Below are 22,335 nucleotides of genomic sequence, written 5' to 3'. Positions count from 1 at the left end.
GCGCGGTGATCTGCGCGCGGCCGGCCGCCGAGTTGATCAGGCCTTGACGCGGGCCGTGTTGTACAGCTTCGCGGCGAGGTCCGCAGTCTGCTCCAGGGTGTAGCCGGGCTTGCCGGCGAGGAGCGAGGCAGCGTCGTTGGCGCTGACGGCGCTCAGGGTGCTGTAGTCACCCCAGATGCAGACGGGCAGCGTGAATTCCTTGATCCCCTTGGTCGTCGTCGGGTCCTTCGGGACGGACTTGATCTCCTGGCACTTGAGGATGGCGCCCTTGAAGCCGGCCGGGGCGATCGACTTGGGGCTGCCGACGAGCTCGACCGTCATCTTGTCGTTCTTCTTGGCGGCGTTCATCTTGAACAAGGCGAAGTAGGCGTCCACCGACTTCTCCGGGTCGGCGAGTTCACCATAGAGACCGCTGAAGCTGAGGCCCTTGGCGGTCAGCGGGTTCTTGGGGTCGCCGGACTGGTAGCTCATGCCCACCTGAGTGGGGTTCTTGATGCCGGCGGCCTCGGCCTCCTGCTTGTCCTTGTCGCTGATGGGCTGCTCTTGGTACTTCGGGTTCTTCTGGAACTCGCCCACCGACTCCGGGGCGACCAGCTTGTAGCCCTTCGTCGCGTCCGAGACCGAGCCGCCCGAGCCGCCGCCCAGGAACCACCAGCCGGCGCCGCCGATCACGGCCACGACGGCGACCACCGCGATGACCGGGCCCGCCTTGGACTTCTTCGGGGGCGTCGGCGGGGGCATGTAGCCCTGCTGCGGAGGCTGCTGCTGGTAGCCGTACGCGGGCTGCGGCGGCTGCGGCGGCTGCTGGTAGCCGCCCTGCTGGGGGAAGGCCGGCGGCGGGGGCGGCGGGGTCTGCTGGGGGTAGGCCGGCGGGGGCGGCGGGGTCTGCTGGGGGTAGCCGTAGCCCGGCTGGGGGGCGGGCTGGCCGTACGGGCCGGGCGGCGGCGGGGGCTGCTGCCCGTAGGGACCCGGCTGCTGCGGCTGCTGCCCGTACGGACCTGGCTGGTTGTAACTCATCCCGCGTCCCCCTGTGAGGTGTGCTTATCTGATTCACACATCCTTGCGGAAGGATCGTTCGCCCAGGGCATCGGGGTCCCGGCCGTTACGGAACCACTACGCCTTCGGGACCTCCATCGCCGCCCGCAGGGCGCGGGTCTGCCCGGCCAGTGTCTCGAGGGTGACCGGCGCGTGCTCCACCGGGACGGTGACCGTCACCAGGGAACTGTGGTCGGCCCACATGCACAGCGTCAGAGGTCCCGCCCCCGTCGTGAAGGTGCCGCAGCGCATCGCCCCGCCCGCGGGCGTGCCGGCATCCTGGGTGGTGGCCCCGTTGACGCCCATGGCGGGGAGGCTCTTGGTGAGTTCGGCCCCGGGGTCCCCGTCCGTGAAGGTGCCGGACGCCCCGCTGACCACCAGCTGCGCGGTGCCGCTCTGATCGGCGTAGACCACGGCCACCGGCTCGGTGCCCGGCTTGCGGGCCCCCTGTCCCTCCTTGATGGCGTCCACGCGCGGCCCGGAGTCCTGCAGGATCAGGCCCTGGAAGGCGGCGGGCGGGGTCAGCCGGTAGCGGCCCGCGTCGTCGGGGGCGCCGAGGACCGCGTTCACGGCCGTCCTGCCGAAGAACACCCCCGCGCCGACGGCGAGCACGGTCACCACCGTCCGCAGGACGAGCCTGCGCTTGCGCGGTGCCTGCGGTACCGGCTGATAGGGGAGGGGTGGCTGGATGATCTCGTTCATGGGGGGCATCAGACGGCCCCGCTGCCATCGAGGTCAACGGGGGAGCCCGCGGTGGAATGGATTCGTGACGCGGGCGGCACCCGCCGTATCCTGTGCCCCGTGACCGAGAACACGCAGACACCCAGTGCCCCCAACTCCGAACTGCCGACCCAGTACGCGCCGGCCGAGGTAGAGGGGAAGCTCTACGAGCGCTGGGTGGAGCGTGGCTACTTCACGGCCGATCCCGCGAGCGAGAAGCCCGCGTACACCATCGTCATCCCGCCGCCGAACGTCACCGGCTCCCTCCACCTGGGCCACGCCTTCCAGCACACGCTGATGGACGCCCTGACCCGCCGCAAGCGGATGCAGGGCTACGAGTCGCTGTGGCTGCCCGGCATGGACCACGCCGGCATCGCCACCCAGAACAAGGTCGAGCAGCAGCTCGCCGAGGAGGGCAAGTCCCGCCACGACCTGGGCCGCGAGGAGTTCGTCGAGCGGGTCTGGCAGTGGAAGGAAGAGTACGGCGGCAAGATCCTCGGCCAGATGCGGCGCCTCGGCGACGGCGTCGACTGGTCCCGTGAGCGGTTCACCATGGACGAGGGGCTGTCCAAGGCCGTCCAGACGATCTTCAAGAAGCTCTTCGACGACGGGCTCATCTACCGCGCCGAGCGCATCATCAACTGGTGCCCCCGCTGCCTGACGGCCATCTCCGACATCGAGGTGGAGTACCAGGAGGACGCGGGCGAGCTCGTCTCCATCAAGTACGGGGAGGGCGAGGACACCCTCGTCGTCGCGACCACCCGCGCCGAGACGATGCTCGGCGACACGGCCATCGCCGTCCACCCGGACGACGAGCGCTACAAGCACCTGGTCGGCAAGCTCATCAAGCTGCCGCTCACCGACCGCTCCATCCCGGTCGTCGCGGACACGCACGTCGACCCGGAGTTCGGCACCGGCTGCGTCAAGGTGACGCCCGCCCACGACCCGAACGACTTCGCCATCGGGCAGCGCCACGGCCTGCCGAACATGACGATCATGGACGAGCACGGCGTCATCACCGTCCACGGCCCCTTCCTCGGCCTGGACCGCTTCGAGGCGCGTTCCGCGGTCGTCGGCGCCCTGCGCGAGCAGGGCCGGATCGTCGCCGAGAAGCGCCCCTACCTGCACTCCGTCGGGCACTGCTCGCGCTGCTCCACCACCGTCGAGCCGCGCCTGTCCCTCCAGTGGTGGGTCAAGGTCGAGACCCTCGCCAAGGCCGCCGGTGACGCGGTCCGCGACGACCGGGTCACGATCCACCCGAAGGAGATGGAGAAGCGCTACTTCGACTGGGTCGACAACCTCAACGACTGGTGCATCTCGCGCCAGCTGTGGTGGGGCCACCGCATCCCCGTCTGGTACGGCCCGGACGGCGAGGTCGTCTGCGTCGGACCCGACGACGCGGTGCCGACCGGCGAGGGCTGGACCCAGGACACCGACGTCCTCGACACCTGGTTCTCCTCCGGCCTGTGGCCGTTCTCCACGCTCGGCTGGCCGGAGAAGACCCCGGACCTGGAGAAGTTCTACTCCACCGACGTCCTGGTCACCGGCCACGACATCATCTTCTTCTGGGTCGCCCGGATGATGATGTTCGGCCTCTACGCCATGGACGGCGAGGTCCCCTTCAAGACGATCGCCCTGACCGGCCTCGTCCGCGACGAGCGCGGCAAGAAGATGTCGAAGTCCTTCGGCAACGTCGTCGACCCGCTGGACTGGATGGACAAGTACGGCTCCGACGCCGTCCGCTTCACCCTGGCCAAGGGCGCCAACCCCGGCACCGACGTCCCGATCGGCGAGGACTGGGTCCAGGCCTCCCGCAACTTCGCCAACAAGATCTGGAACGCCACCCGCTTCGCGCTCATGAACGGCGCCACGGTCGAGGGTGACCTGCCCCCGGTCGAGAAGATGTCGGCGACCGACCGCTGGATCCTGTCCCGCCTGAACAAGACGGTCGCGCAGGTCGACGCGTACTACGAGGACTTCCAGTTCTCGAAGCTCAGCGAGGCCCTCTACCACTTCGCGTGGGACGAGGTCTTCGACTGGTACGTCGAGCTGTCGAAGACGACCTTCTTCGCGGGCGGCGAGGGCGCCGAGGTCTCCGGCCGGGTGCTCGGCGAGGTCCTGGACACCACCCTGCGGCTCCTGCACCCGGTGGTCCCCTTCGTCACCGAGACCCTGTGGACCACGCTGACCGGCGGCGAGTCCCTCGTCGTCGCCGACTGGCCCAAGGACAGTGGCTTCCGCGACGAGGCCGCCGAGACGGAGATCGAGAACCTCCAGGCCGTCGTCACCGAGGTCCGCCGCTTCCGCGCCGACCAGGGCCTGCAGCCGGGCCAGAAGGTCCCGGCCCGCCTGGACCTGGCCGGTACGGCGCTGGCGGCGCACGAGGCCGCGATCCGGCAGCTGCTGCGCCTCCAGCCGGAGGGCGAGGACTTCAACGCCACCGCGACCCTCCCGGTCGCCGGTGCCACCGTCGCGCTGGACCTGTCCGGCACCATCGACGTGGCGGCCGAGCGCAAGCGCCTGAGCAAGGACCTGGGCGCCGCCGAGAAGGAGAAGCAGCAGGCCGAGGCGAAGCTCGGGAACGAGGCCTTCCTGGCCAAGGCCCCGGACAACGTCGTGGACAAGATCAAGGGCCGGCTGGCCAAGGCCGAGGCCGACATCGCCCGGATCCAGGCGCAGCTGGACGCGCTGCCCGCCGCGTAGGCACGGAACAGGAAGGCCCCCGCACCATCGGTGCGGGGGCCTTCCCGTGTTTCCGGGGAGCGCCGGGACCGGGGCGAAAGGTCACGGGCGGACGGGCCGTCCGACCCTGTCCGAAGGCGCCTACAGTGCCGTATATCACTTCATATGTCCGTCTCGTGGATCCGATCCGGGGCGTGGACCACGGATGATGGGGGACATGCACGTCAAGCCCGCCGCCTCGGCGTTCCAACGGGTCGCGGCCTCCTGCCGCCGGCTCACCGAGGGCTGGGCCGCTTCCCTACGGGCACAGGACGTCCTGACGGCCCTGGGCTGTCTGGCCCTGATGGTGCTGGACCTGCCGGGCCTGGCCGCCGCCGACAACTCCCTCACCGGGCCGCAGGCCGCCGTCGTGCTCACCGCGGGCTGCGCGACGCTGCTGGTGCGGCGCCGGCTGCCGTGGGCGTCGTACGTCACCGCGCTGCTGTTCATCGGCTGGCTGCACGAGCTGACGCTGATCCAGTTCGCGCTGTACTCCGTCGGCCGCTACCGGGGACGGCGGGCCGGGATCCTGGCCACCCTCGGCTACGTCGCCTTCGCGCTCGCGGTGTTCAGCCTTCCGGGCTGGCCCGAGCCGAGGGCGGAGACCCTGAGCGCCTTCCTCAGCCTGGTGGTGCCGATCGGGGTCCTCGCCTCGGCGGTGGGCATCGCCGCGTACCGGCACGACCTGGTGAACGAGCTCCAGGCCCGCCGGGCGGAGGCGGCGGTGCAGGGCGCCGTCGAGCAGGAGCGCACCTCCGTCGCCCGGGACGTCCACGACTTCGTCGGCCGGGAGCTGACCCTGCTGACGGTGCGCTCCGAGGTGCTGTCGATGCGGGCGCGCGAGACCTCGTACGCGAAGGACTTCGAGGAGCTCGCGGACACCGCGCGGCGGGCCCACCTGGTGCTCAACGAGATCATCGTGCAGCGCGGGGAGCGGGCCGCGACGCCCGGTGTGGACGGCTTGGAGGAGCTGGCGCGGGAGAGCGGCCGGGCCGGTTCGCCGGTGCGTCTGGCCATGGACCCGGACGCGCACGCGCTGTCGCCGCTGCGCCAGGCTGCGGTCTACCGGGTGGTGCAGGAGTGCCTGACGAACGCGGCCAAGCACGCGCACGGCGAGACCATCGAGGTGGTGATCCGGGTGGACGGGCCGCAGCTGCGGATCGCGGTCAGCAACGGCCTCCCGGCCCGCATCCCGGGCAGGGCCCCGGTCTCGGCGGGTTCGGGCACGGCCAGCATGTCCGAGCGCGTCCGCAGCCTGGGCGGAACCCTGACGGCGACCCGCGGCGAGGACGCGTACGAGGTCGTGGCGACGCTCCCGCGCGGCTAGGCCGCCTGGGCCCTGCCGGCGGTCCTAGTCGGCGAAGAGGCTGCCGAGGGTGTCCAGCTCCTCGACGCACTTCCCCGAGCCGAGGGCCACGCAGTCCAGCGGGGCGTCCGCGACGAAGACCGGGATGCCCGTGGCGGAGGCGATGCGCAGGTCGAGGCCGGGCAGGAGGGCGCCGCCGCCGGTGAGGACGATGCCGTGCTGCATCACGTCGCCGGAGAGCTCGGGCGGGCACTCCTCCAGGGTGCCGCGGACGGCGGCGATGATCGCCTCGATGGGCTCGTCGAGGGCGGAGCGCACGTCCGCGGCGTCCAGCTCCAGGGTCTTGGGCATCCCGCCGACCTTCTCGCGGCCGCGCACGGTGAAGGTGCGGGTCTCCAGCTCGGGCCGGTCCGGGACGGGCCAGGCCGAGCCGATGCCGATCTTGATGTCCTCGGCGGTGCGCTCGCCGATGAGCAGCGCGTGCTCCTTGCGGACGTAGTCGATGATCGCCGTGTCCAGCCGGTCCCCGCCGACGCGCAGGGACCGGGAGGTGACGATGCCGCCGAGCGAGATGACGGCCACCTCGGAGGTGCCGCCGCCGATGTCCACGACCATGGAGCCGCGGGCCTCGGCGACGGGCAGTCCGGCGCCGATCGCGGCCGCCATCGGCTCCTCGATCAGGTGGACCTTCCTGGCGCCGGCCCGGGTGGAGGCGTGGATGATGGCCCGCCGCTCGACCGGGGTCACCCCGGACGGGACGCAGATGACCATCCGGGTGCGGGGGCGGCGGCCGGGGACCGCCTTGCGGACGAAGTGCCGGATCATCTCCTCGGCTACCTCGTAGTCGCAGATCACCCCGTCCTTGAGGGGCCGGATCGCGGTGATGGAGCCCGGGGTGCGGCCGATGGTCTCCTTGGCCTCGGCGCCGACGGCGAGGGCCGTGGTCGTGCCCGCCTTGACCGCGACCACGGACGGCTCATTGAGGACGATTCCGTGCCCGCGCGCGTAGACGAGGGTGTTGGCGGTCCCCAGGTCCATCCCTATGTCGCGGCTGGAAGCTGTCTTGTTGGCGCTGGCCTGCGGCATTTGTTCCCCAATCTCCTGTCCGCAAGGCTTGCATAACGATCCGGTCGCTTTCGTAGCCGAAGGTCCCGAAACGGCCGGGCCGAAAGTCCCGGGGGTCCTCGTCCGTAGACTGGGTGCGTGAGTGAGCAGCAGCCCGAGAGCCACGACCGTGACGGCGTCGACCACCTCGACGAGTCCTTCGACGAGTTCGACCAGATAGTGGCGGAAGAGTCCGACCGCGACCCCGACCTGGCGGTGATCGAGGCCGGCAGCCGCACCCTGCGCGCCCAGGCCGGGCCGCCCACCGGTGACCCGGTCCCCTCCCGCCCCGAGGACCCGGAGGTGGCGAAGGCGCTCCTGGAGGTGGAGCAGGAGCTCGCCACGCGCTGGGGCGAGACCAAGCTGGAGCCGTCGGTCAGCCGGATCGCCGCGCTGATGGACGTCCTGGGCGAACCGCAGCGCGCGTACCCGTCGATCCACGTGACCGGCACGAACGGCAAGACCAGCACGGCCCGGATGATCGAGGCCCTGCTGAACGCCTTCGAGCTGCGCACCGGCCGCTACACGAGCCCGCACGTGCAGTCGGTCACGGAGCGGATCAGCCTGGACGGGGCGCCGATCGGCGCCGAGCGCTTCATCGAGACGTACCACGACATCAAGCCGTACGTGGAGATGGTCGACGCGGCCGAGGAGTACCGGCTGTCCTTCTTCGAGGTGCTCACGGGCATGGCGTACGCGGCCTTCGCGGACGCGCCCGTGGACGTGGCGGTCGTCGAGGTCGGGATGGGCGGCAGCTGGGACGCCACCAACGTGATCGACGGCACGGTCGCCGTGATCACCCCGATCAGCCTCGACCACACGGACCGGCTCGGCTCCACGCCCGGCGAGATCGCCCAGGAGAAGGGCGGCATCATCAAGCAGGACGCCACCGTGATCCTGGCCCAGCAGCCGGTGGACGCGGCGCAGGTGCTGCTGAAGAAGGCCGTCGAGGTCGACGCGACCGTGGCGCGCGAGGGCATGGAGTTCGGTGTCGTCGCCCGCGAGGTGGCGGTCGGCGGCCAGATGCTGACCCTGCGCGGGGTGGGCGGCGAGTACGACGGCATCTTCCTGCCGCTGTACGGCGCCCACATGGCGCACAACGCGGCGGTGGCGCTGGCCGCCGTCGAGGCCTTCTTCGGGGTCGGCGGGGAGCACGCGCGGGAGCTGGACGGCGACACGGTGCGCCGCGCCTTCGCCTCGGTGACCTCGCCGGGCCGCATGGAGGTCGTGCGCCGCAGCCCCACGGTGATCCTGGACGCCGCGCACAACCCGGCGGGCGCGCAGGTGACCGCGGAGGCGGTCACCGAGGCCTTCGGCTTCAGCCGGCTGATCGGTGTGGTGGCGGCGAGCGAGGGCAAGGACGTCAGGGGCGTCTTCGAGGCCTTCGAGCCGATCTTCGCGGAGGTCGTCGTCACCGAGAACACCAGCCACCGGGCGATGGGCGCGGACGAGCTGGCGGCCATCGCGGTCGAGGTCTTCGGAGCGGACCGGGTGCAGGTGGAGCCGCGGCTGGACGACGCCCTGGAGGCGGCCGTCACCCTGGCGGAGGAAGAGGCCGAATACGGTGGGGCCGGCGTTCTGGTGACCGGTTCCGTGATCACGGTGGGCGAGGCCCGCCTGCTGTTCAAGAGGGGCTGAGGGATCGATGCGCACGCTCTGCGCGAGCACGCTGATCGGTGAATTCTTCATCGTCGGCTTCGCGGGCCTGGTGGCCATGAAGAACCCGGACCTGACGCAGGCCCAGGTGTGGACGGTCTGCGGCGTGACCATGCTGCTGTCGGTGCTGCTGTGCGGGATGCTGTCGCGTCCCGGCGCCGTCCAGCTGGGCTGGGCGCTGCAGATCGGGCTGATCGCGAGCGGTTTCGTGGTCCCGACGATGTTCTTCCTGGGCGCGGTCTTCGCGGGCCTGTGGTGGTGCTCGGTGCACTACGGCCGACGCATCGACGCGATCAAGGCGCGCTGGGCCGCGCAGGCCGAAGCCGCCGCCCCTGACGCTGCGTGACGGGTCACCGCAACGGCCCTGTAGATTCGCCCTACCGCACCCGTATGCCGCAAGGAGTTAGACCATGACCCAGCGCACGCTCGTCATCCTCAAGCCGGACGCCGTCCGTCGCGGCCTGATCGGCGAGATCATCGGCCGGATCGAGCGGAAGGCCGGCTGGACCGTTCCCGCGCTGGAGCTGCGCACGCTGGACCGTCAGACGCTGGAGACGCACTACGCCGAGCACGTGGGGCGCCCGTTCTACGAGCCCCTGATGGGCTTCATGGAGAGCGGCCCGGTCGTCGTCCTCGTGGTCGAAGGGGAACGCGTGATCGAGGGTGTCCGGCAGCTGGCCGGACCCACCGACCCGATCGCCGCGGCGCCCGGTTCCATCCGGGGCGACTTCGGCACCGTCACCCGGGAGAACCTGGTCCACGCCTCGGATTCCGAGGAGTCCGCGGAGCGCGAGCTGAAGCTCTTCTTCCCCTCCCTCTGAGGGCCGCGGGGGGCCTTCCGGGGCACTCTTTCCTGACGAGACATCAGCCAAATAGCGCTCATGACCTGGGGCGACCGAAGTAATTTCGGTCGCCCTTCGGTATTGCGGGTGGCAACCGGGAACGCCTGGACAGGACACGACGTCACCACTAAGGGGGCGGGTATCCGTTCCGGCGGGATTGCCGGAGTCCCGTCGCGCGGACTCCGCACTTGCGGCACTACGATGGGGCCTCCACCCACACACCCACCTCGCCGACCCTGACAGCAGCCGCTATCAACTGGAAGGCCAGACGCTCCTCATGGGGAACAAGGGGAACAACATGTCGTTCATCGGCCGTGACATGGCGATCGACCTCGGGACCGCCAACACGCTGGTGTACGTGAGGGGCCGGGGAATCGTTCTGAACGAGCCGTCCGTGGTCGCCATCAACACGAACACCGGTGGCATCCTGGCGGTCGGCTCCGAGGCGAAGAAGATGATCGGCCGGACGCCCGGCAACATCGTCGCCGTACGGCCCCTCAAGGACGGCGTGATCGCCGACTTCGAGATCACCGAGCGGATGCTCCGGTACTTCATCCTCAAGATCCACAAGCGCCGGTACCTGGCGCGCCCGCGCGTGGTGGTCTGCGTGCCCTCCGGCATCACCGGAGTGGAGCGCCGCGCCGTCATCGAGGCGTCCACGCAGGCCGGCGCCCGCCAGGTGCACATCATCGAAGAGCCCATGGCCGCCGCCATCGGCTCGGGCCTGCCCGTCCACGAGGCCACCGGCAACATGGTCGTGGACATCGGCGGCGGCACCACGGAGGTCGCCGTCATCTCCCTCGGCGGAATCGTCACCGCGCAGTCCATCCGGGTGGCCGGCGACGAGCTGGACAACGCGATCATCCAGCACATCAAGAAGGAGTACTCCCTCCTCCTCGGCGAGCGCACCGCCGAGCAGATCAAGATCACCATCGGGTCGGCGTACGACCTCGACAAGGACGAGCACACCGAGATCCGCGGCCGCGACCTCGTCTCGGGCCTGCCCAAGACCGTGGTCATCTCGGCCGCGGAGGTGCGCAAGGCCATCGAGGAGCCGGTCAACGCGATCGTCGACGCCGTCAAGACCACCCTCGACAAGTGTCCGCCGGAGCTCTCCGGCGACATCATGGACCGCGGCATCGTCCTCACCGGCGGAGGAGCCCTGCTGCGCGGGCTCGACGAGCGCCTGCGCCGCGAGACGGGCATGCCGATCCACATCGCCGAGGACCCGCTCGACTCCGTGGCGCTGGGCTCCGGCAAGTGCGTCGAGGAGTTCGAGGCCCTCCAGCAGGTTCTGGACGCCCAGCCCCGGCGGTGATCGAATCCCCGCGAACGGGGCATGCGGAACACAAGGATCCGCCGTACGGGTGCTACCGCGCCGGTGCGGCGGATCGTTGATATACAGGCACAGTCCGGTGGATGCCCCGGCTCCACCGGAGCGGCTCCGCCGCATGGGTTTCTACGAGGAAGGCACGGCCTCCGCACGTGAGGGACACACGAGAGAGCCGGCTGCTCCTGGTGCTGCTGATCGCCATCGCGTTCGCTTTGATCACGGTGGACATCAGGGCGGGAGAGGAGTCGCCGGTCGACGGGGCCCGGCAGGCCGCCGCAGCGGTCTTCGGCCCCGTCGAAGAGGGTATGGCGACCGCGGTGGATCCGGTCGCCAACGCCATAGGAGCCGTACGCGACTCCGACCAGCGCCACAGCCGCATCGCGACGCTGGAGCGCGAGAACACCGCGCTGAAGGCCAAGCTGGGCAGTGACGACCAGACCCGCAGCCGCATCCACGAGCTCGACCAGATGCTCAAGCGGGCCGGCGCCGGACAGTACGGCATCAAGGGCGCCGAGGTCATCGCCATAGGAGCGGCCCAGGGCTTCTCCTGGACCGTCACCATCGACGCGGGCAGCAAGGACGGCATCGAGCGCGACATGACCGTCCTGAACGGGGACGGACTCGTCGGCCGCGTCACCACCGTCGGCCCCGACACCGCCACCGTGGTGCTCGCCAACGACCCCGACTTCACCGTCGGCACCCGGCTGGAGAAGACCGGAGAGCTCGGCTTCGCCACCGGTCAGGGCGACCGCGCCCTCTCCGTCCAGATGCTCAACGGCAAGGCCAAGGTGAACCCGGGCGACCGGCTCGTCACCTTCGGCTCCCGGGGCAACAAGCCCTTCGTACCCGGCGTCCCCATCGGAGAGGTCGTCAAGGTCGACCCCTCCCGCGGGGACCTGACCCGCACCGTGTGGGTGAGGCCGTTCGTCGGCTTCTCCCGCCTGGACATCGTCGGCGTCGTCGTCATGCCCCCGCGCGAGGACCCCCGCGACACCGTCCTGCCCCCCAAGCCCGAGGCCCCCAAGCCCACCCCGACGGTCACGGTCACGGTCACCCCGTCCGCCGGCGCGTCCGTCAAGCCGGCCGACGAGTAGGAGCCGATCACCATGCGCTTCAACCGGATCCTGCTCTCGGGCACGCTCGTCGCCGTGGCCCTCGTCATCCAGGTCAGCGTCCTCGGGCGGCTCCAGCTGCCCGGGGCCGTCCCCGACCTCGTCCTGCTGACCGTGGTCGCCCTCGCCCTGGTCTACGGGCCCGTCGGCGGAGCCCTCATCGGCTTCGGCGCCGGCCTGCTCGCCGACCTGGCCCCGCCGGCCGACCACGCCGCCGGCCGCTACGCCCTCGTCCTGTGCCTCATCGGCTACCTCGTGGGCCTCGTCCGCCCCGACACCGGGCGGTTCCGCTCCGCCTGGGGCCCGATGCTCACCGTCGTCGCCGCCGCGATGTCCTCCACCCTGCTCTACGCGGGCGTCGGCGCCCTCGTCGGAGACACCGCCGCCCGGCACGTCGGCCTGGCCGGCCTGCTGTTCACCGCCACCCTGTACGACCTGCTGCTCGCACCCTTCACGGTGCCGTTCCTCATGGCGCTCGCCCGCCGTGCCGAGAACGACCCGATGGCCGTCGAGGCCAACGGGGGCCCGCCGCAGGGCAAGGACGTCGCCTCCGGCTGGCTGGCCGGCGGCACGGGGCTGCGCATCGGCAGCCAGCGCGGCGGCCTGCGGCTGAAGACCGCGCGCGGCCGCGCCAACCGGGCCGGGCGCATAAAGGGTGTCAAGGGCGTGAAGAGCGTCAAGGGCGTGAAGAGCGTGAAGAGCGTCAAGAAGCTGTGACGGGGGAGCAGTCGTGACCAACATTCCGGAGACCGGACGCACCCACCGGGTGCAGATCCGGCTCGTCATCCTTCAGGTGCTCGTCTTCTCCCTGCTGCTCACGCTGGGCGGCCGGCTCTGGTACCTCCAGATCCGCAACGGCCAGGAGTACTCCGACGAGGCCAAGAACAACCACGTCCAGCAGGTGGTCCAGCCGGCCGTGCGCGGCTCCATCCTGGACGCGCGCGGCGTACCGCTGGCCGACAACGAGACCCGTCTGGTCGTCTCCGCCAGCCGCACCGAGCTGATGAAGATAAAGGACAAGGGCAAGGGCGTCCTGACCCGCCTCGCCGGGGTGCTCGACATGAAGCCGCAGGACGTCATGGACAAGGTCCGCCTCTGCGACTCCAAGACCCCCCAGCCGTGCTGGAACGGTTCCCCCTACCAGCCCATCCCGGTGACCCTGGAGGCCACCACCCAGCAGGCCCTCCAGATCCGCGAACGCCCCGAGGACTTCCCCGGCATCACCGCCGAACCCACCGCCGTACGCCGCTACCCGGCCCCCGGCGGCGCCAACACCGGCCAGGTCCTCGGCTACCTCTCCCCGGTCACCGACGACGAGATCGTCAAGGCGAAGAACACCAACTCGCCGTTCCTGCGCTCCGACCAGGTCGGCCGCTTCGGCCTGGAGCGCACCTACGACAAGGCACTGCGCGGCAAGTCCGGCGTCACCCGCTACGAGGTCGACAACCTCGGACGGGTCATCGGACAGGCCGCCAACGACCCTGCCGTCCCCGGCGCCAACCTGGTGACCAGCATCGACGCCCGCGTCCAAGGGGTCGCCGAGTACGAGCTCAACGCGGCCATGGTCGAGGCGCGCAAGCAGATCGACCGCAACACCGGCGTCCCCTACAAGGCCGACGCGGGCGCCATCGTCGTCCTGGAGTCCAAGACCGGCCGGGTCGTGGCGATGGCCTCCAACCCGACGTACGACCCCAACGTGTGGGTCGGCGGCATCTCCGGCAAGGACTACGCCAAGCTCACCGCCAAGGAGTCCAACGTCCCGCTGATGAACCGGGCGATCCAGGGCCAGGCCGCCCCGGGCTCCATCTTCAAGGTCATCCCGACCGCGGCCGCGGTCAACGCCGGGTACAAGTTCGACGGCGACTACCCCTGCCCCAGCTCGTACTCCATCGGCGGCCAGGTCTTCAAGAACTTCGAGTCCCAGGGCCACGGCAACATCACGCTCGGGCGGGCCCTGGAGGTCTCCTGCGACACCGTCTTCTACGCCCTCGGCCACCAGCAGTGGCTCAAGGACGGCGGACTCCACCCGATCAAGAACCCGGCGCAGATTTTTTACAAGACCGCCCACCAGTTCGGTCTCGGCGCCGAGACCGGCGTGGACCTGCCGGGCGAGGAGAAGGGCCGGGTCCCCGACCGCGAGTGGAAGCAGAAGTTCTGGGAGGCCAACAAGGACCAGTGGTGCAAGACCGGCAAGAAGGGCGGCACCTACGTCGAGCTGCTCTCCTACGAGAACTGCCTCGAAGGCAACCTCATGCGCGCCGGTGACGCCGTCAACTACTCCATCGGACAGGGCGACACGCTCGTCACCCCGATCCAGATGGCCACCATCTACGCCGCCATCTCCAACGGCGGCACCCTGTGGAACCCGACCATCGGCAAGGCGATCGTCAGCGCCGACGGCAAGAAGGTCGAGGAGATCCAGCCCAAGGCCCACGGCAAGCTCCCCATGACCGAGGAGACCCGGTCGAAGATAGGAGAAGCGCTGGAGGGCGTCGCCACCCGCGGCACCGCCGCCTGGCGCTTCGGCGGCTGGCCGCAGAAGGAGATCCCGATGCACGCCAAGACCGGCACCGCCGAGGTCTACGGCAAGCAGACGACCTCCTGGTTCGCCACGTACACCGACGACTACACGATCGTGATGACGATCTCCCAGGGCGGCACCGGCTCCGGTGCCTCCGGTCCCGCCGTGCGCAACGTCTACAACGCCCTCTACGGCCTCGACATGGCCGGCAAGCAGGACCCCAAGAAGGCCCTGCTGCTCAAGCCCGAGGCCGAGCTGCCCAAGGTGCAGCCCGACGGCTCCATCGACGCCCCCGAGGTCCGGCCGTACGTGCCGCCGTCCCCGGAGGAATCCGCCCCGCCCGCGCTCGCCGGACCCCCGGCCCCGCCCGCCCACCGGCAGGACTGAGGCCCCGATGCAGACCGCCAACAAGTTCTCCGTCTCCCGGTACGCACCCCAGCGCGGCCCCGTGGCCAAGCTGACCGCCCGGGACTCCGTCCTGCGCCGGCTCGACTGGCCGATACTGCTGTCCGCGCTCGCCCTGTCCACCCTGGGCGCCCTGCTGGTGTGGTCCGCGACCCGCAACCGCACCACCCTGAACCAGGGGGACCCGTACTACTTCCTCCTGCGCCACGCCATGAACACCGGCATCGGCCTGGTCCTGATGATCGGCACCATCGCCCTGGGGCACCGCACCCTGCGCGGAGTCGTGCCCATCCTGTACGGGCTCTCCCTGGTCCTGATCATCGCCGTGCTCACCCCGCTCGGCGCCACCATCAACGGCGCCCACGCGTGGATCGTGATCGGCGGCGGCTTCTCGCTCCAGCCCTCCGAGTTCGTGAAGATCACGATCATCCTCGGCATGGCCATGCTGCTCGCCGCCCGGGTGGACGCGGGAGACCTCGCCCACCCCGACCACCGCACCGTGATGAAGGCCCTGTGCCTGGCCGCCGCCCCCATGGGCATCGTCATGCTGATGCCCGACCTCGGCTCCGTCATGGTCATGGTCGTCATCGTGCTCGGCGTGCTGCTCGCCTCCGGCGCCTCCAACCGCTGGGTGGTCGGCCTGCTGGCCTCCGGCGCCGCCGGGGCCGTCCTGATCTGGCAGCTCGGCGTCCTCGACGAATACCAGATCAACCGCTTCGCGGCCTTCGCCAACCCCGAGCTCGACCCCGCCGGCGTCGGCTACAACACCAACCAGGCGCGCATCGCGATCGGCTCCGGCGGGCTGACCGGCTCCGGGCTCTTCAAGGGCTCGCAGACCACCGGCCAGTTCGTCCCGGAACAGCAGACCGACTTCGTCTTCACCGTGGCGGGGGAGGAGCTCGGGTTCCTCGGCGCCGGACTGATCCTGGTCCTGCTCGGCGTCGTGCTCTGGCGGGCCTGCGTCATCGCCCGCGAGACCACCGAGCTCTACGGCACCGTCGTGTGCGCCGGGATCATCGCCTGGTTCGCCTTCCAGGCCTTCGAGAACATCGGGATGACCCTCGGCATCATGCCGGTGGCCGGGCTCCCGCTGCCCTTCGTGTCCTACGGAGGATCGTCGATGTTCGCCGTCTGGGTGGCGATCGGACTACTCCAGTCCATCCGGGTCCAACGCCCCATGTCGGCCTGATCGCGCCGTACGGGGGGCCGCTTTCCGCCGCGGCGGACGGCGGCCCCCCACCGCACCCCGTTCCGCATTAGATTCGGTTCATGGCGGAAACCAAGCGCGAGATCGAGCGGAAATTCGAGTTCACGCACGGCGACGGCGCGCAGGACGGCGAAGCCGGCGCCGGACACCGCGGGCGCGTCCCCGACCTGACCGGAACCGCCGGGATCACCGCGGTCCGCGCCGAGGGCACCGTCCGCCTCGACGCCGTCTACTACGACACCCCCGACCGGCGCCTCGCCGCAGCCGGGCTCACCCTGCGGCGCCGCACCGGCGGCCAGGACGCCGGCTGGCACCTGAAACTGCCCGTCGCCCCCGGAGTCCGCGACGAGATCCGCGCCCCCCTCGCCGACGCCCCGCCCCGGGCCCTCACCGCCCTCGTCCGCTCCCGCGTCCGCGGCCTCGGGCTCGAACCGCAGGTCAGGCTGGGCTCCGAACGCGCCGTGAGCCACCTCCTCGACGCCCGGGGCGACCTCCTCGCCGAGCTGAGCACCGACACCGTGCGCGCCGAGCGGGGCACGGCCGTCGCCACCTGGACCGAGGTCGAGGTGGAACTCGCCGACGGCGTGGACCCCGCCCTCCTCGACGCCGTCGAGAAGCGCTTCCGCAAGGCCGGACTCCGCGTCAGCGACGCCCCCTCCAAGCTCGCCCGCGCCCTCGCCGAGACCGGCGCCGCCCCGGAGCCCGCCGCTGCCCCCGAAGGCCCCCCCGAGGGCACGGCGGGCGCGCACCTGCTGGCGTACCTGCGCGAACAGCGCGACGTCCTGGTCGCCCTCGACCCCGCCGTCCGCCTCGACCTGCCCGACTCCGTCCACCAGATGCGCGTCGCCACCCGCCGGCTGCGCAGCGCGCTCGCCAGCTACCGCCGGATCGTCGACCGCACCGCCACCGACCCCCTCCGCGGGGAACTGCGCCACCTCGCCGCCGAACTCGGCGCCGACCGCGACCGCGAGGTCCTGCTGGAACGGCTGCGCACCCGCCTCGGGGAGCTCCCGCGCACCCTGGTCCACGGTCCGGTCCGGTCCCGGCTGCGCACCTGGAACGCCGCCCGCCGCTCCGCCACCCGCCGCCACGCCGTCGCGGCCCTCGACAGCCCGCGCCACCTGGCCCTCCTCGACGCCCTCGACGCCCTGCTGGCCGACCCGCCCCTGCGCGCCCGCGCCACCCGCCCGGCCGCGCGCGTCCTGCCGAAGGCCGTGCTCCGCGACTGGGACCGCCTCGCCCGCCGGGTCGGCGCGGCCCTGGAGCTGGAGCCGGGTGAGGAACGCGACATCGCCCTGCACGAAGCCCGCAAGGCGGCCAAGCGCGCCCGCTACGCGGCCGAGGCGGCCGCTCCCGCCCTCGGCAAGCCGGCCCAGCGCCTGGCCAGGGCCGCCAAGACCGTGCAGACCCTGCTCGGCGAGCACCGCGACGGCGTAGTCGCCCGCGAGGCCCTGCACCGGCTGGCCCTCCAGGCGGCCGGCGCCGGCGAGTCCGCCTTCACCTGGGGCGTCCTGTACGGCCGCGAGGAAGGCGTGACCGCCCGCTGCGAACGCGAGCTCCCGGCCGTCTGGGCCGAGGCCGCCGACCCCGCGCTGCGAGCCGCCCTGACGTGATCACGTGGGCGGGGGCGGTCCGGCCCTCGGGGTACGCTTGAGAGTCGCCCCCTGCCCGCTTCACGAAAGTCGCGTGATGTCCGAGTCGGTCTTCCCACAGCTCGAAGCTCTGCTCCCGCATGTGCAGAAGCCCATCCAGTACGTCGGTGGTGAGCTCAATTCCACGGTGAAGCCCTGGGAGTCGTGCGACGTCCGCTGGGCGCTCATGTACCCGGACGCGTACGAGGTGGGGCTGCCCAACCAGGGCGTCATGATCCTCTACGAGGTGCTGAACGAGCGCGAGGGCGTCCTCGCCGAGCGCACGTACTCGGTCTGGCCCGACCTCGAAGAACTGATGCGCGAGCACAAGGTGCCGCAGTTCACCGTCGACAGCCACCGCCCGGTCGGTGCCTTCGACGTGTTCGGCCTGTCCTTCTCCACGGAGCTGGGCTACACCAACATGCTCACGGCCCTCGACCTGGCGGGCATCCCGCTGGAGTCGAAGAACCGTACGGTCGACCACCCCATCGTGCTCGCGGGCGGCCACGCGGCCTTCAACCCCGAGCCGATCGCGGAGTTCATCGACTGCGCCGTCATCGGCGACGGCGAGCAGGCCGTCCTCGACATGACCGAGATCATCCGCACCTGGAAGGCCGAAGGCCGTCCGGGCGGACGCGAGGAAGTGCTGCTGCGCCTCGCGAAGACCGGCAACGTCTACGTGCCGGGCTTCTACGACGTGGAGTACCTGGAGGACGGCCGCATCGGCCGTGTCGTGCCGAACCGCTCCGGCGTGCCGTGGCGCGTGTCCAAGCACACCGTCATGGACCTCGACGAGTGGCCCTACCCCAAGCAGCCCCTGGTCCCGCTCGCCGAGACCGTCCACGAGCGCATGTCCGTGGAGATCTTCCGCGGCTGCACCCGCGGCTGCCGTTTCTGCCAGGCCGGCATGATCACGCGCCCCGTGCGGGAGCGAAGCATCACCGGCATCGGCGAAATGGTGGAGAAGGGCCTCAAGGCGACCGGCTTCGAGGAGGTCGGCCTCCTCTCCCTCTCCTCGGCGGACCACACCGAGATCGCCGACATCGCCAAGGGCCTCGCCGACCGCTACTCGGACGACAAGGTGGGCCTGTCCCTGCCGTCGACCCGCGTCGACGCCTTCAACGTGGACCTGGCCAACGAGCTGACCCGCAACGGTCGCCGCTCCGGCCTGACCTTCGCCCCCGAGGGCGGCTCCGAGCGCATGCGCAAGGTCATCAACAAGATGGTCTCGGAAGAGGACCTGATCCGCACGGTCTCCACCGCCTACGGCAACGGCTGGCGCCAGGTGAAGCTGTACTTCATGTGCGGCCTGCCCACCGAGACCGACGAGGACGTCCTCCAGATCGGTGACATGGCGGTCAACGTGATCGCCAAGGGCCGCGAGGTCTCCGGCCAGAACGACATCCGCTGCACGGTCTCCATCGGCGGGTTCGTGCCGAAGCCGCACACCCCCTTCCAGTGGGCGCCGCAGCTGTCGGCGGAGGAGACGGACGCCCGTCTCGGCAAGCTCCGCGACAAGATCCGCGGCGACAAGAAGTACGGCCGCTCCATCGGCTTCCGCTACCACGACGGCAAGCCCGGCATCGTCGAGGGCCTCCTCTCGCGCGGCGACCGCCGCGTCGGCGACGTCATCCGCGCCGTGTACGAGTCCGGCGGCCGCTTCGACGGCTGGCGCGAGCACTTCTCGTACGACCGCTGGATGCGGGCCGCGGAGGAGACGCTGCCCTCCTACGGCGTCGACGTCGCCTGGTACACCACCCGCGAGCGCACCTACGAGGAGGTCCTGCCCTGGGACCACCTGGACTCCGGCCTCGACAAGGACTGGCTCTGGGAGGACTGGCAGGACGCCCTCGACGAGACCGAGGTCGAGGACTGCCGCTGGACCCCGTGCTTCGACTGCGGCGTCTGCCCCCAGATGGACACGTCCATCCAGATCGGCCCCACCGGCAAGAAGCTGCTGCCGCTGTCGGTCGTGAAGTGACCCCGGCCTGAGGCCGCGTCCGTGTGCCCCCGCCGTCAACGGCGGGGGCACACGCATGTGCGCGCGGCGCAACGGGTCCGGCCCGTCTGGTGTCCTTAGCGGCATGGAAATGGACAAGCCCCGGCCCGCGTATGCCGGCGAGGGGTGTCTGGTGGGGGTCCTGCGGGTCCCGGTCAAGATCGTGGCCGTCCTGGTGGTGCTGCCCGTGAGGGTGGTCTGGGACCTGCTCGCCGCCGTCGCCCGGCTGCTGCACCGGCACGTCCTCGGTCCGGCCGGGCGGGAGTGGCGCCGGTTCCGCGACGCCGTGGTGCGGCCGGTGCTGCGCGGGCTCGGCCGGGTCGCGAAGACCCTGCTGATGCTGGTCTTCGTCTGGCCGTGGACGGGGCTGTGGCGCTACGTGCTCGGTCCCGCCGGGCGGGGCCTGGCCCGGCTGGGGAGCGCGGTGGCCGCGTACGTGCTCCGCCCGCTGGGCCGCGGCCTCGCCCTGGCCGGGTGGGCGCTGTTCGTATGGCCCTGGGCGGCGCTGTGGCGCCACCTGCTGGCTCCCGCCGGCGGCGCGCTGCTGACGCACCTGCTGCGGCCGCTCGGGGACGGGCTGCGCCGGGCCCTGCGCACGGTGGACCGACGGCTGCTCGCGCCGCTGGCCAGGGGGATCGCCCTGGCCGGCCGGGCGCTGGGGACGGCGCTGTTCGTGTGGCCGTGCGTCGGGCTGTGGAGGTACGCACTCGTGCCCGCCGGCCGGGGGAGCGCCCGGCTGGCGCGTACCACCGGGGTCGCGGTGGCGTGGCTGTCCAGGGCGCTGCTGGTGTGGCCGTGGGCCTGGTTGTGGCGGTACGTCCTCGTGCCGGTCGCGGGCGCCGCGTACCGGTACCTGCTGGCACCGCTCGGCCGGGGAGCGTACGCGTACCTGCTCGCCCCCCTCGGCCGGCTGCTCGTCGGCGCGTGGCACCTCGCCGGCCGGATCAGCCGGGCTCTCGGGCGCGGACTGGTGCGGCTGTGGCGCGGGTGCGTCGCGCGGCCCTGCGCCTGGGCCTACCGCCAGGTCGCCACCCCCGTCGGGCACGCCGCCCGCGAGATCTGGCGCACCGCCCGCGCCGCCGTCCGTGAAGCCCGCGCCGAGGTGCGGCGCGCCCTGTTCGGGGCCCCGCCCCGGGAACCGGTGAGGTCACGGGCGCGTACTCTGGGTAGTACGACAGCCGTAGGCAGCGCGCCTGCTCCCGAGATCTCCCTGCACGAACGACAGGGGTGAGCCGGAGGCGGGGCGTGACCGCCCGGCCCCACGGACACTCAGGGCGACGCGCGAGCCGCGACGCCCCGCACAAGGAGAAGAACCACTGGGCAAGCGACAGCCCGAAGGCCCGCCTCCCGCACCGGTGGTGCAGCGCATCCGACTGCGCTACACCAAGCGTGGCCGCCTCCGGTTCACCAGCCACCGAGACTTCCAGCGCGCCTTCGAGCGCGCCCTGCGCCGCGCCGAGGTGCCCATGGCGTACTCGGCGGGCTTCACCCCGCACCCCCGGGTCTCGTACGCGAACGCCGCGCCCACCGGCACCGGCAGCGAGGCCGAGTACCTGGAGATCGGGCTCGCCGCGCCCCGCGACCCCGAGAAGCTCCGTGAGCTCCTCGACGAGTCGATGCCGGTCGGGCTCGACATCATCGACGCCGTCGAAGCCCGTACCTCCGGGCTCGCGGACCGGCTGACCGCCTCCGTGTGGGAGCTGCGCCTGGAGGGCGTGGACCCCGCCGACGCCGAGCGGGCGGTGGAGACGTTCCTCACCGCCGAGACCGTGGAGGTGCAGCGCCGCACCAAGAACGGCGTGCGCACCTTCGACACCCGCGCCGCTGTCGTCAGCCTGGAAGCTCTTCCCCTCCGGGCTGATAGGCCGCTGGACAATGCCTGTGCGATACTGCGGCTGGTTGTTCGGCATTTGACACCTGCCGTGCGACCCGACGACGTCCTGTCCGGTCTCCGAGCTGTGGCCGACCTGGCGCCGCCGGTCCCCGCTGCGGTGACCAGGCTGGCGCAGGGGCTCTTCGACGAGGAGTCCGGCACGGTGACCGACCCGCTCGCGCCCGACCGCGAGGCTGTCACGGCCGCCCCACCCACGGCCGCCGTGCCCGCCGACGCGAAGGCGCCGGAAGGTCCCGCCGCGTAGGGATCGTCGTCGTCGCGCCGCCCTGGCACTCGGGAGCCACCTGGGTCGGGCAGCGCACTGACCTGAAGACTTCCGCCAGGCCGTACGGACAAGACGTACGGAACCGGCGGCCATGGACTACAGCTCCCGTGTGGCGAACGCGCCCCGGAGGCCGGCTCCGCGCTTCCGCGCGGAGCCGTGCCGGACCGGATGTCAGCCGCGGCGCCCGGGAGCGTGACGGGAGAACCGCCCGCATGCTCAACACCGAAAACGAGAACACCCCCGCCGCCGACAATGGCAGCCCGAGCGACAACCTGCCCCCGCGCAGGCGCCGCCGCGCCGCCTCCCGGCCGGCCGGCCCGCCCGGCGGCGCTGCCGCCGCCCCGGAGGCTCCCGCCGCCGAGGCCGCTCCCGTGGTGGAGGAGGCTCCGGCCGCCGCTCCCGCGCCGCGTGCCCGTCGTCGTGCCACCCGCGCCGTCGCCGCTCCGGCCACGCCCGCCGCCGCCCCGGCCGCCGAGCCGGTCGTCGTGGAGGCCCCCGCCGTCGAGGCCGCTCCCGTGGTGGAGGAGGCTCCGGCCGCCGCTCCCGCGCCGCGTGCCCGTCGCCGTGCCACCCGCGCCGTCACC

Annotated in this window: 18 protein-coding genes; 15 read left to right on the top strand and 3 right to left on the bottom strand. The window is 71.5% G+C overall.

What is annotated here, in order from left to right:
- Positions 1-36: 36 nt before the first annotated feature.
- Positions 37-1,017, bottom strand: coding sequence for a hypothetical protein (locus tag ABZW32_RS18755; protein WP_356217243.1), 981 nt, complete (start codon positions 1,015-1,017; stop codon positions 37-39).
- Positions 1,018-1,113: 96 nt separating this feature from the next.
- Positions 1,114-1,737 (bottom strand): hypothetical protein, encoded by a 624-nt coding sequence (locus tag ABZW32_RS18750; RefSeq protein WP_356217241.1) that lies wholly within the window; start codon positions 1,735-1,737, stop codon positions 1,114-1,116.
- Positions 1,738-1,836: 99 nt separating this feature from the next.
- Between ABZW32_RS18750 and ABZW32_RS18745 the strand changes: the two genes are divergently transcribed.
- Together ABZW32_RS18745 and ABZW32_RS18740 are read left to right on the top strand one after the other, a co-directional pair.
- On the top strand, positions 1,837-4,458 hold the full coding sequence (locus tag ABZW32_RS18745) for a valine--tRNA ligase (protein WP_356217239.1): 2,622 nt from the start codon (positions 1,837-1,839) through the stop codon (positions 4,456-4,458).
- A gap of 196 nt (positions 4,459-4,654) precedes the next feature.
- On the top strand, positions 4,655-5,803 hold the full coding sequence (locus tag ABZW32_RS18740) for a histidine kinase (protein ID WP_356217237.1): 1,149 nt from the start codon (positions 4,655-4,657) through the stop codon (positions 5,801-5,803).
- A gap of 24 nt (positions 5,804-5,827) precedes the next feature.
- Here ABZW32_RS18740 and ABZW32_RS18735 read toward each other — a convergent pair whose 3' ends face one another.
- Positions 5,828-6,868 carry a rod shape-determining protein gene (locus ABZW32_RS18735; protein ID WP_356217235.1) on the bottom strand — a complete coding sequence of 347 codons (1,041 nt, stop codon included), beginning with the start codon at positions 6,866-6,868 and terminating at the stop codon, positions 5,828-5,830.
- Positions 6,869-7,066: 198 nt separating this feature from the next.
- Between ABZW32_RS18735 and ABZW32_RS18730 the strand changes: the two genes are divergently transcribed.
- The 13 genes from ABZW32_RS18730 to ABZW32_RS18670 all read left to right on the top strand — a co-directional run.
- A complete protein-coding gene (locus ABZW32_RS18730) occupies positions 7,067-8,524 on the top strand; it encodes a folylpolyglutamate synthase/dihydrofolate synthase family protein (RefSeq protein WP_356217323.1) in 1,458 nt (485 codons plus the stop codon).
- 7 nt (positions 8,525-8,531) lie between these two features.
- On the top strand, positions 8,532-8,888 hold the full coding sequence (locus tag ABZW32_RS18725; RefSeq protein WP_356217233.1) for a DUF4233 domain-containing protein: 357 nt from the start codon (positions 8,532-8,534) through the stop codon (positions 8,886-8,888).
- Positions 8,889-8,952: 64 nt separating this feature from the next.
- Positions 8,953-9,363, top strand: a complete 411-nt coding sequence (gene ndk, locus ABZW32_RS18720) for a nucleoside-diphosphate kinase (protein WP_356217232.1) — start codon at positions 8,953-8,955, stop codon at positions 9,361-9,363.
- A gap of 319 nt (positions 9,364-9,682) precedes the next feature.
- Entirely contained in the window at positions 9,683-10,702 is a 1,020-nt protein-coding gene (locus tag ABZW32_RS18715; RefSeq protein ID WP_008738981.1) for a rod shape-determining protein, read from the top strand.
- A 167-nt stretch (positions 10,703-10,869) separates the two neighbouring features.
- Entirely contained in the window at positions 10,870-11,811 is a 942-nt protein-coding gene (mreC, locus tag ABZW32_RS18710) for a rod shape-determining protein MreC (RefSeq protein WP_356217230.1), read from the top strand.
- A gap of 12 nt (positions 11,812-11,823) precedes the next feature.
- Positions 11,824-12,546 (top strand): rod shape-determining protein MreD, encoded by a 723-nt coding sequence (mreD, locus tag ABZW32_RS18705; RefSeq protein WP_356217229.1) that lies wholly within the window; start codon positions 11,824-11,826, stop codon positions 12,544-12,546.
- A gap of 13 nt (positions 12,547-12,559) precedes the next feature.
- A complete protein-coding gene (gene mrdA / locus ABZW32_RS18700) occupies positions 12,560-14,737 on the top strand; it encodes a penicillin-binding protein 2 (protein ID WP_356217227.1) in 2,178 nt (725 codons plus the stop codon).
- A gap of 7 nt (positions 14,738-14,744) precedes the next feature.
- Positions 14,745-15,944, top strand: a complete 1,200-nt coding sequence (gene rodA, locus ABZW32_RS18695; protein WP_356217226.1) for a rod shape-determining protein RodA — start codon at positions 14,745-14,747, stop codon at positions 15,942-15,944.
- Between the two features lie 80 nt (positions 15,945-16,024).
- Complete coding sequence (locus ABZW32_RS18690; protein ID WP_356217224.1) at positions 16,025-17,575, top strand: CYTH and CHAD domain-containing protein; 1,551 nt, start codon at positions 16,025-16,027, stop codon at positions 17,573-17,575.
- Positions 17,576-17,648: 73 nt separating this feature from the next.
- Entirely contained in the window at positions 17,649-19,574 is a 1,926-nt protein-coding gene (locus tag ABZW32_RS18685) for a TIGR03960 family B12-binding radical SAM protein (protein WP_356217222.1), read from the top strand.
- Between the two features lie 103 nt (positions 19,575-19,677).
- Positions 19,678-20,823, top strand: coding sequence for a hypothetical protein (locus ABZW32_RS18680; protein WP_356217221.1), 1,146 nt, complete (start codon positions 19,678-19,680; stop codon positions 20,821-20,823).
- Between the two features lie 127 nt (positions 20,824-20,950).
- Positions 20,951-21,730: a TIGR03936 family radical SAM-associated protein gene (locus tag ABZW32_RS18675; RefSeq protein WP_356217220.1), complete on the top strand. Its 780-nt coding sequence runs from the start codon at positions 20,951-20,953 to the stop codon at positions 21,728-21,730.
- 233 nt (positions 21,731-21,963) lie between these two features.
- Positions 21,964-22,335, top strand: a 372-nt coding sequence (locus tag ABZW32_RS18670) for a hypothetical protein (RefSeq protein WP_356217219.1), incomplete at its 3' end; no start/stop codon positions are given.

This window comes from Streptomyces sp. NPDC004667, from assembly GCF_040609475.1.
Classification (GTDB): domain Bacteria; phylum Actinomycetota; class Actinomycetes; order Streptomycetales; family Streptomycetaceae; genus Streptomyces.
The sequence above is the reverse complement of the archived record's forward strand: the minus strand, read 5'-3'. Positions and strand labels throughout refer to the sequence as shown.

Bases quoted from the DNA above. Each gene is read 5' to 3' on its own strand.
- ABZW32_RS18755 (WP_356217243.1), bottom strand. From the start codon at position 1,017: ATGAGTTACAACCAGCCAGGTCCGTACGGGCAGCAGCCGCAGCAGCCG.
- ABZW32_RS18750 (WP_356217241.1), bottom strand. From the start codon at position 1,737: ATGAACGAGATCATCCAGCCACCCCTCCCCTATCAGCCGGTACCGCAG.
- ABZW32_RS18740 (WP_356217237.1), top strand. From the start codon at position 4,655: ATGCACGTCAAGCCCGCCGCCTCGGCGTTCCAACGGGTCGCGGCCTCC.
- ABZW32_RS18735 (WP_356217235.1), bottom strand. From the start codon at position 6,868: ATGCCGCAGGCCAGCGCCAACAAGACAGCTTCCAGCCGCGACATAGGG.
- ABZW32_RS18725 (WP_356217233.1), top strand. From the start codon at position 8,532: ATGCGCACGCTCTGCGCGAGCACGCTGATCGGTGAATTCTTCATCGTC.
- ndk (WP_356217232.1), top strand. From the start codon at position 8,953: ATGACCCAGCGCACGCTCGTCATCCTCAAGCCGGACGCCGTCCGTCGC.
- ABZW32_RS18715 (WP_008738981.1), top strand. From the start codon at position 9,683: ATGTCGTTCATCGGCCGTGACATGGCGATCGACCTCGGGACCGCCAAC.
- mreD (WP_356217229.1), top strand. From the start codon at position 11,824: ATGCGCTTCAACCGGATCCTGCTCTCGGGCACGCTCGTCGCCGTGGCC.
- rodA (WP_356217226.1), top strand. From the start codon at position 14,745: ATGCAGACCGCCAACAAGTTCTCCGTCTCCCGGTACGCACCCCAGCGC.
- ABZW32_RS18690 (WP_356217224.1), top strand. From the start codon at position 16,025: ATGGCGGAAACCAAGCGCGAGATCGAGCGGAAATTCGAGTTCACGCAC.
- ABZW32_RS18680 (WP_356217221.1), top strand. From the start codon at position 19,678: ATGGAAATGGACAAGCCCCGGCCCGCGTATGCCGGCGAGGGGTGTCTG.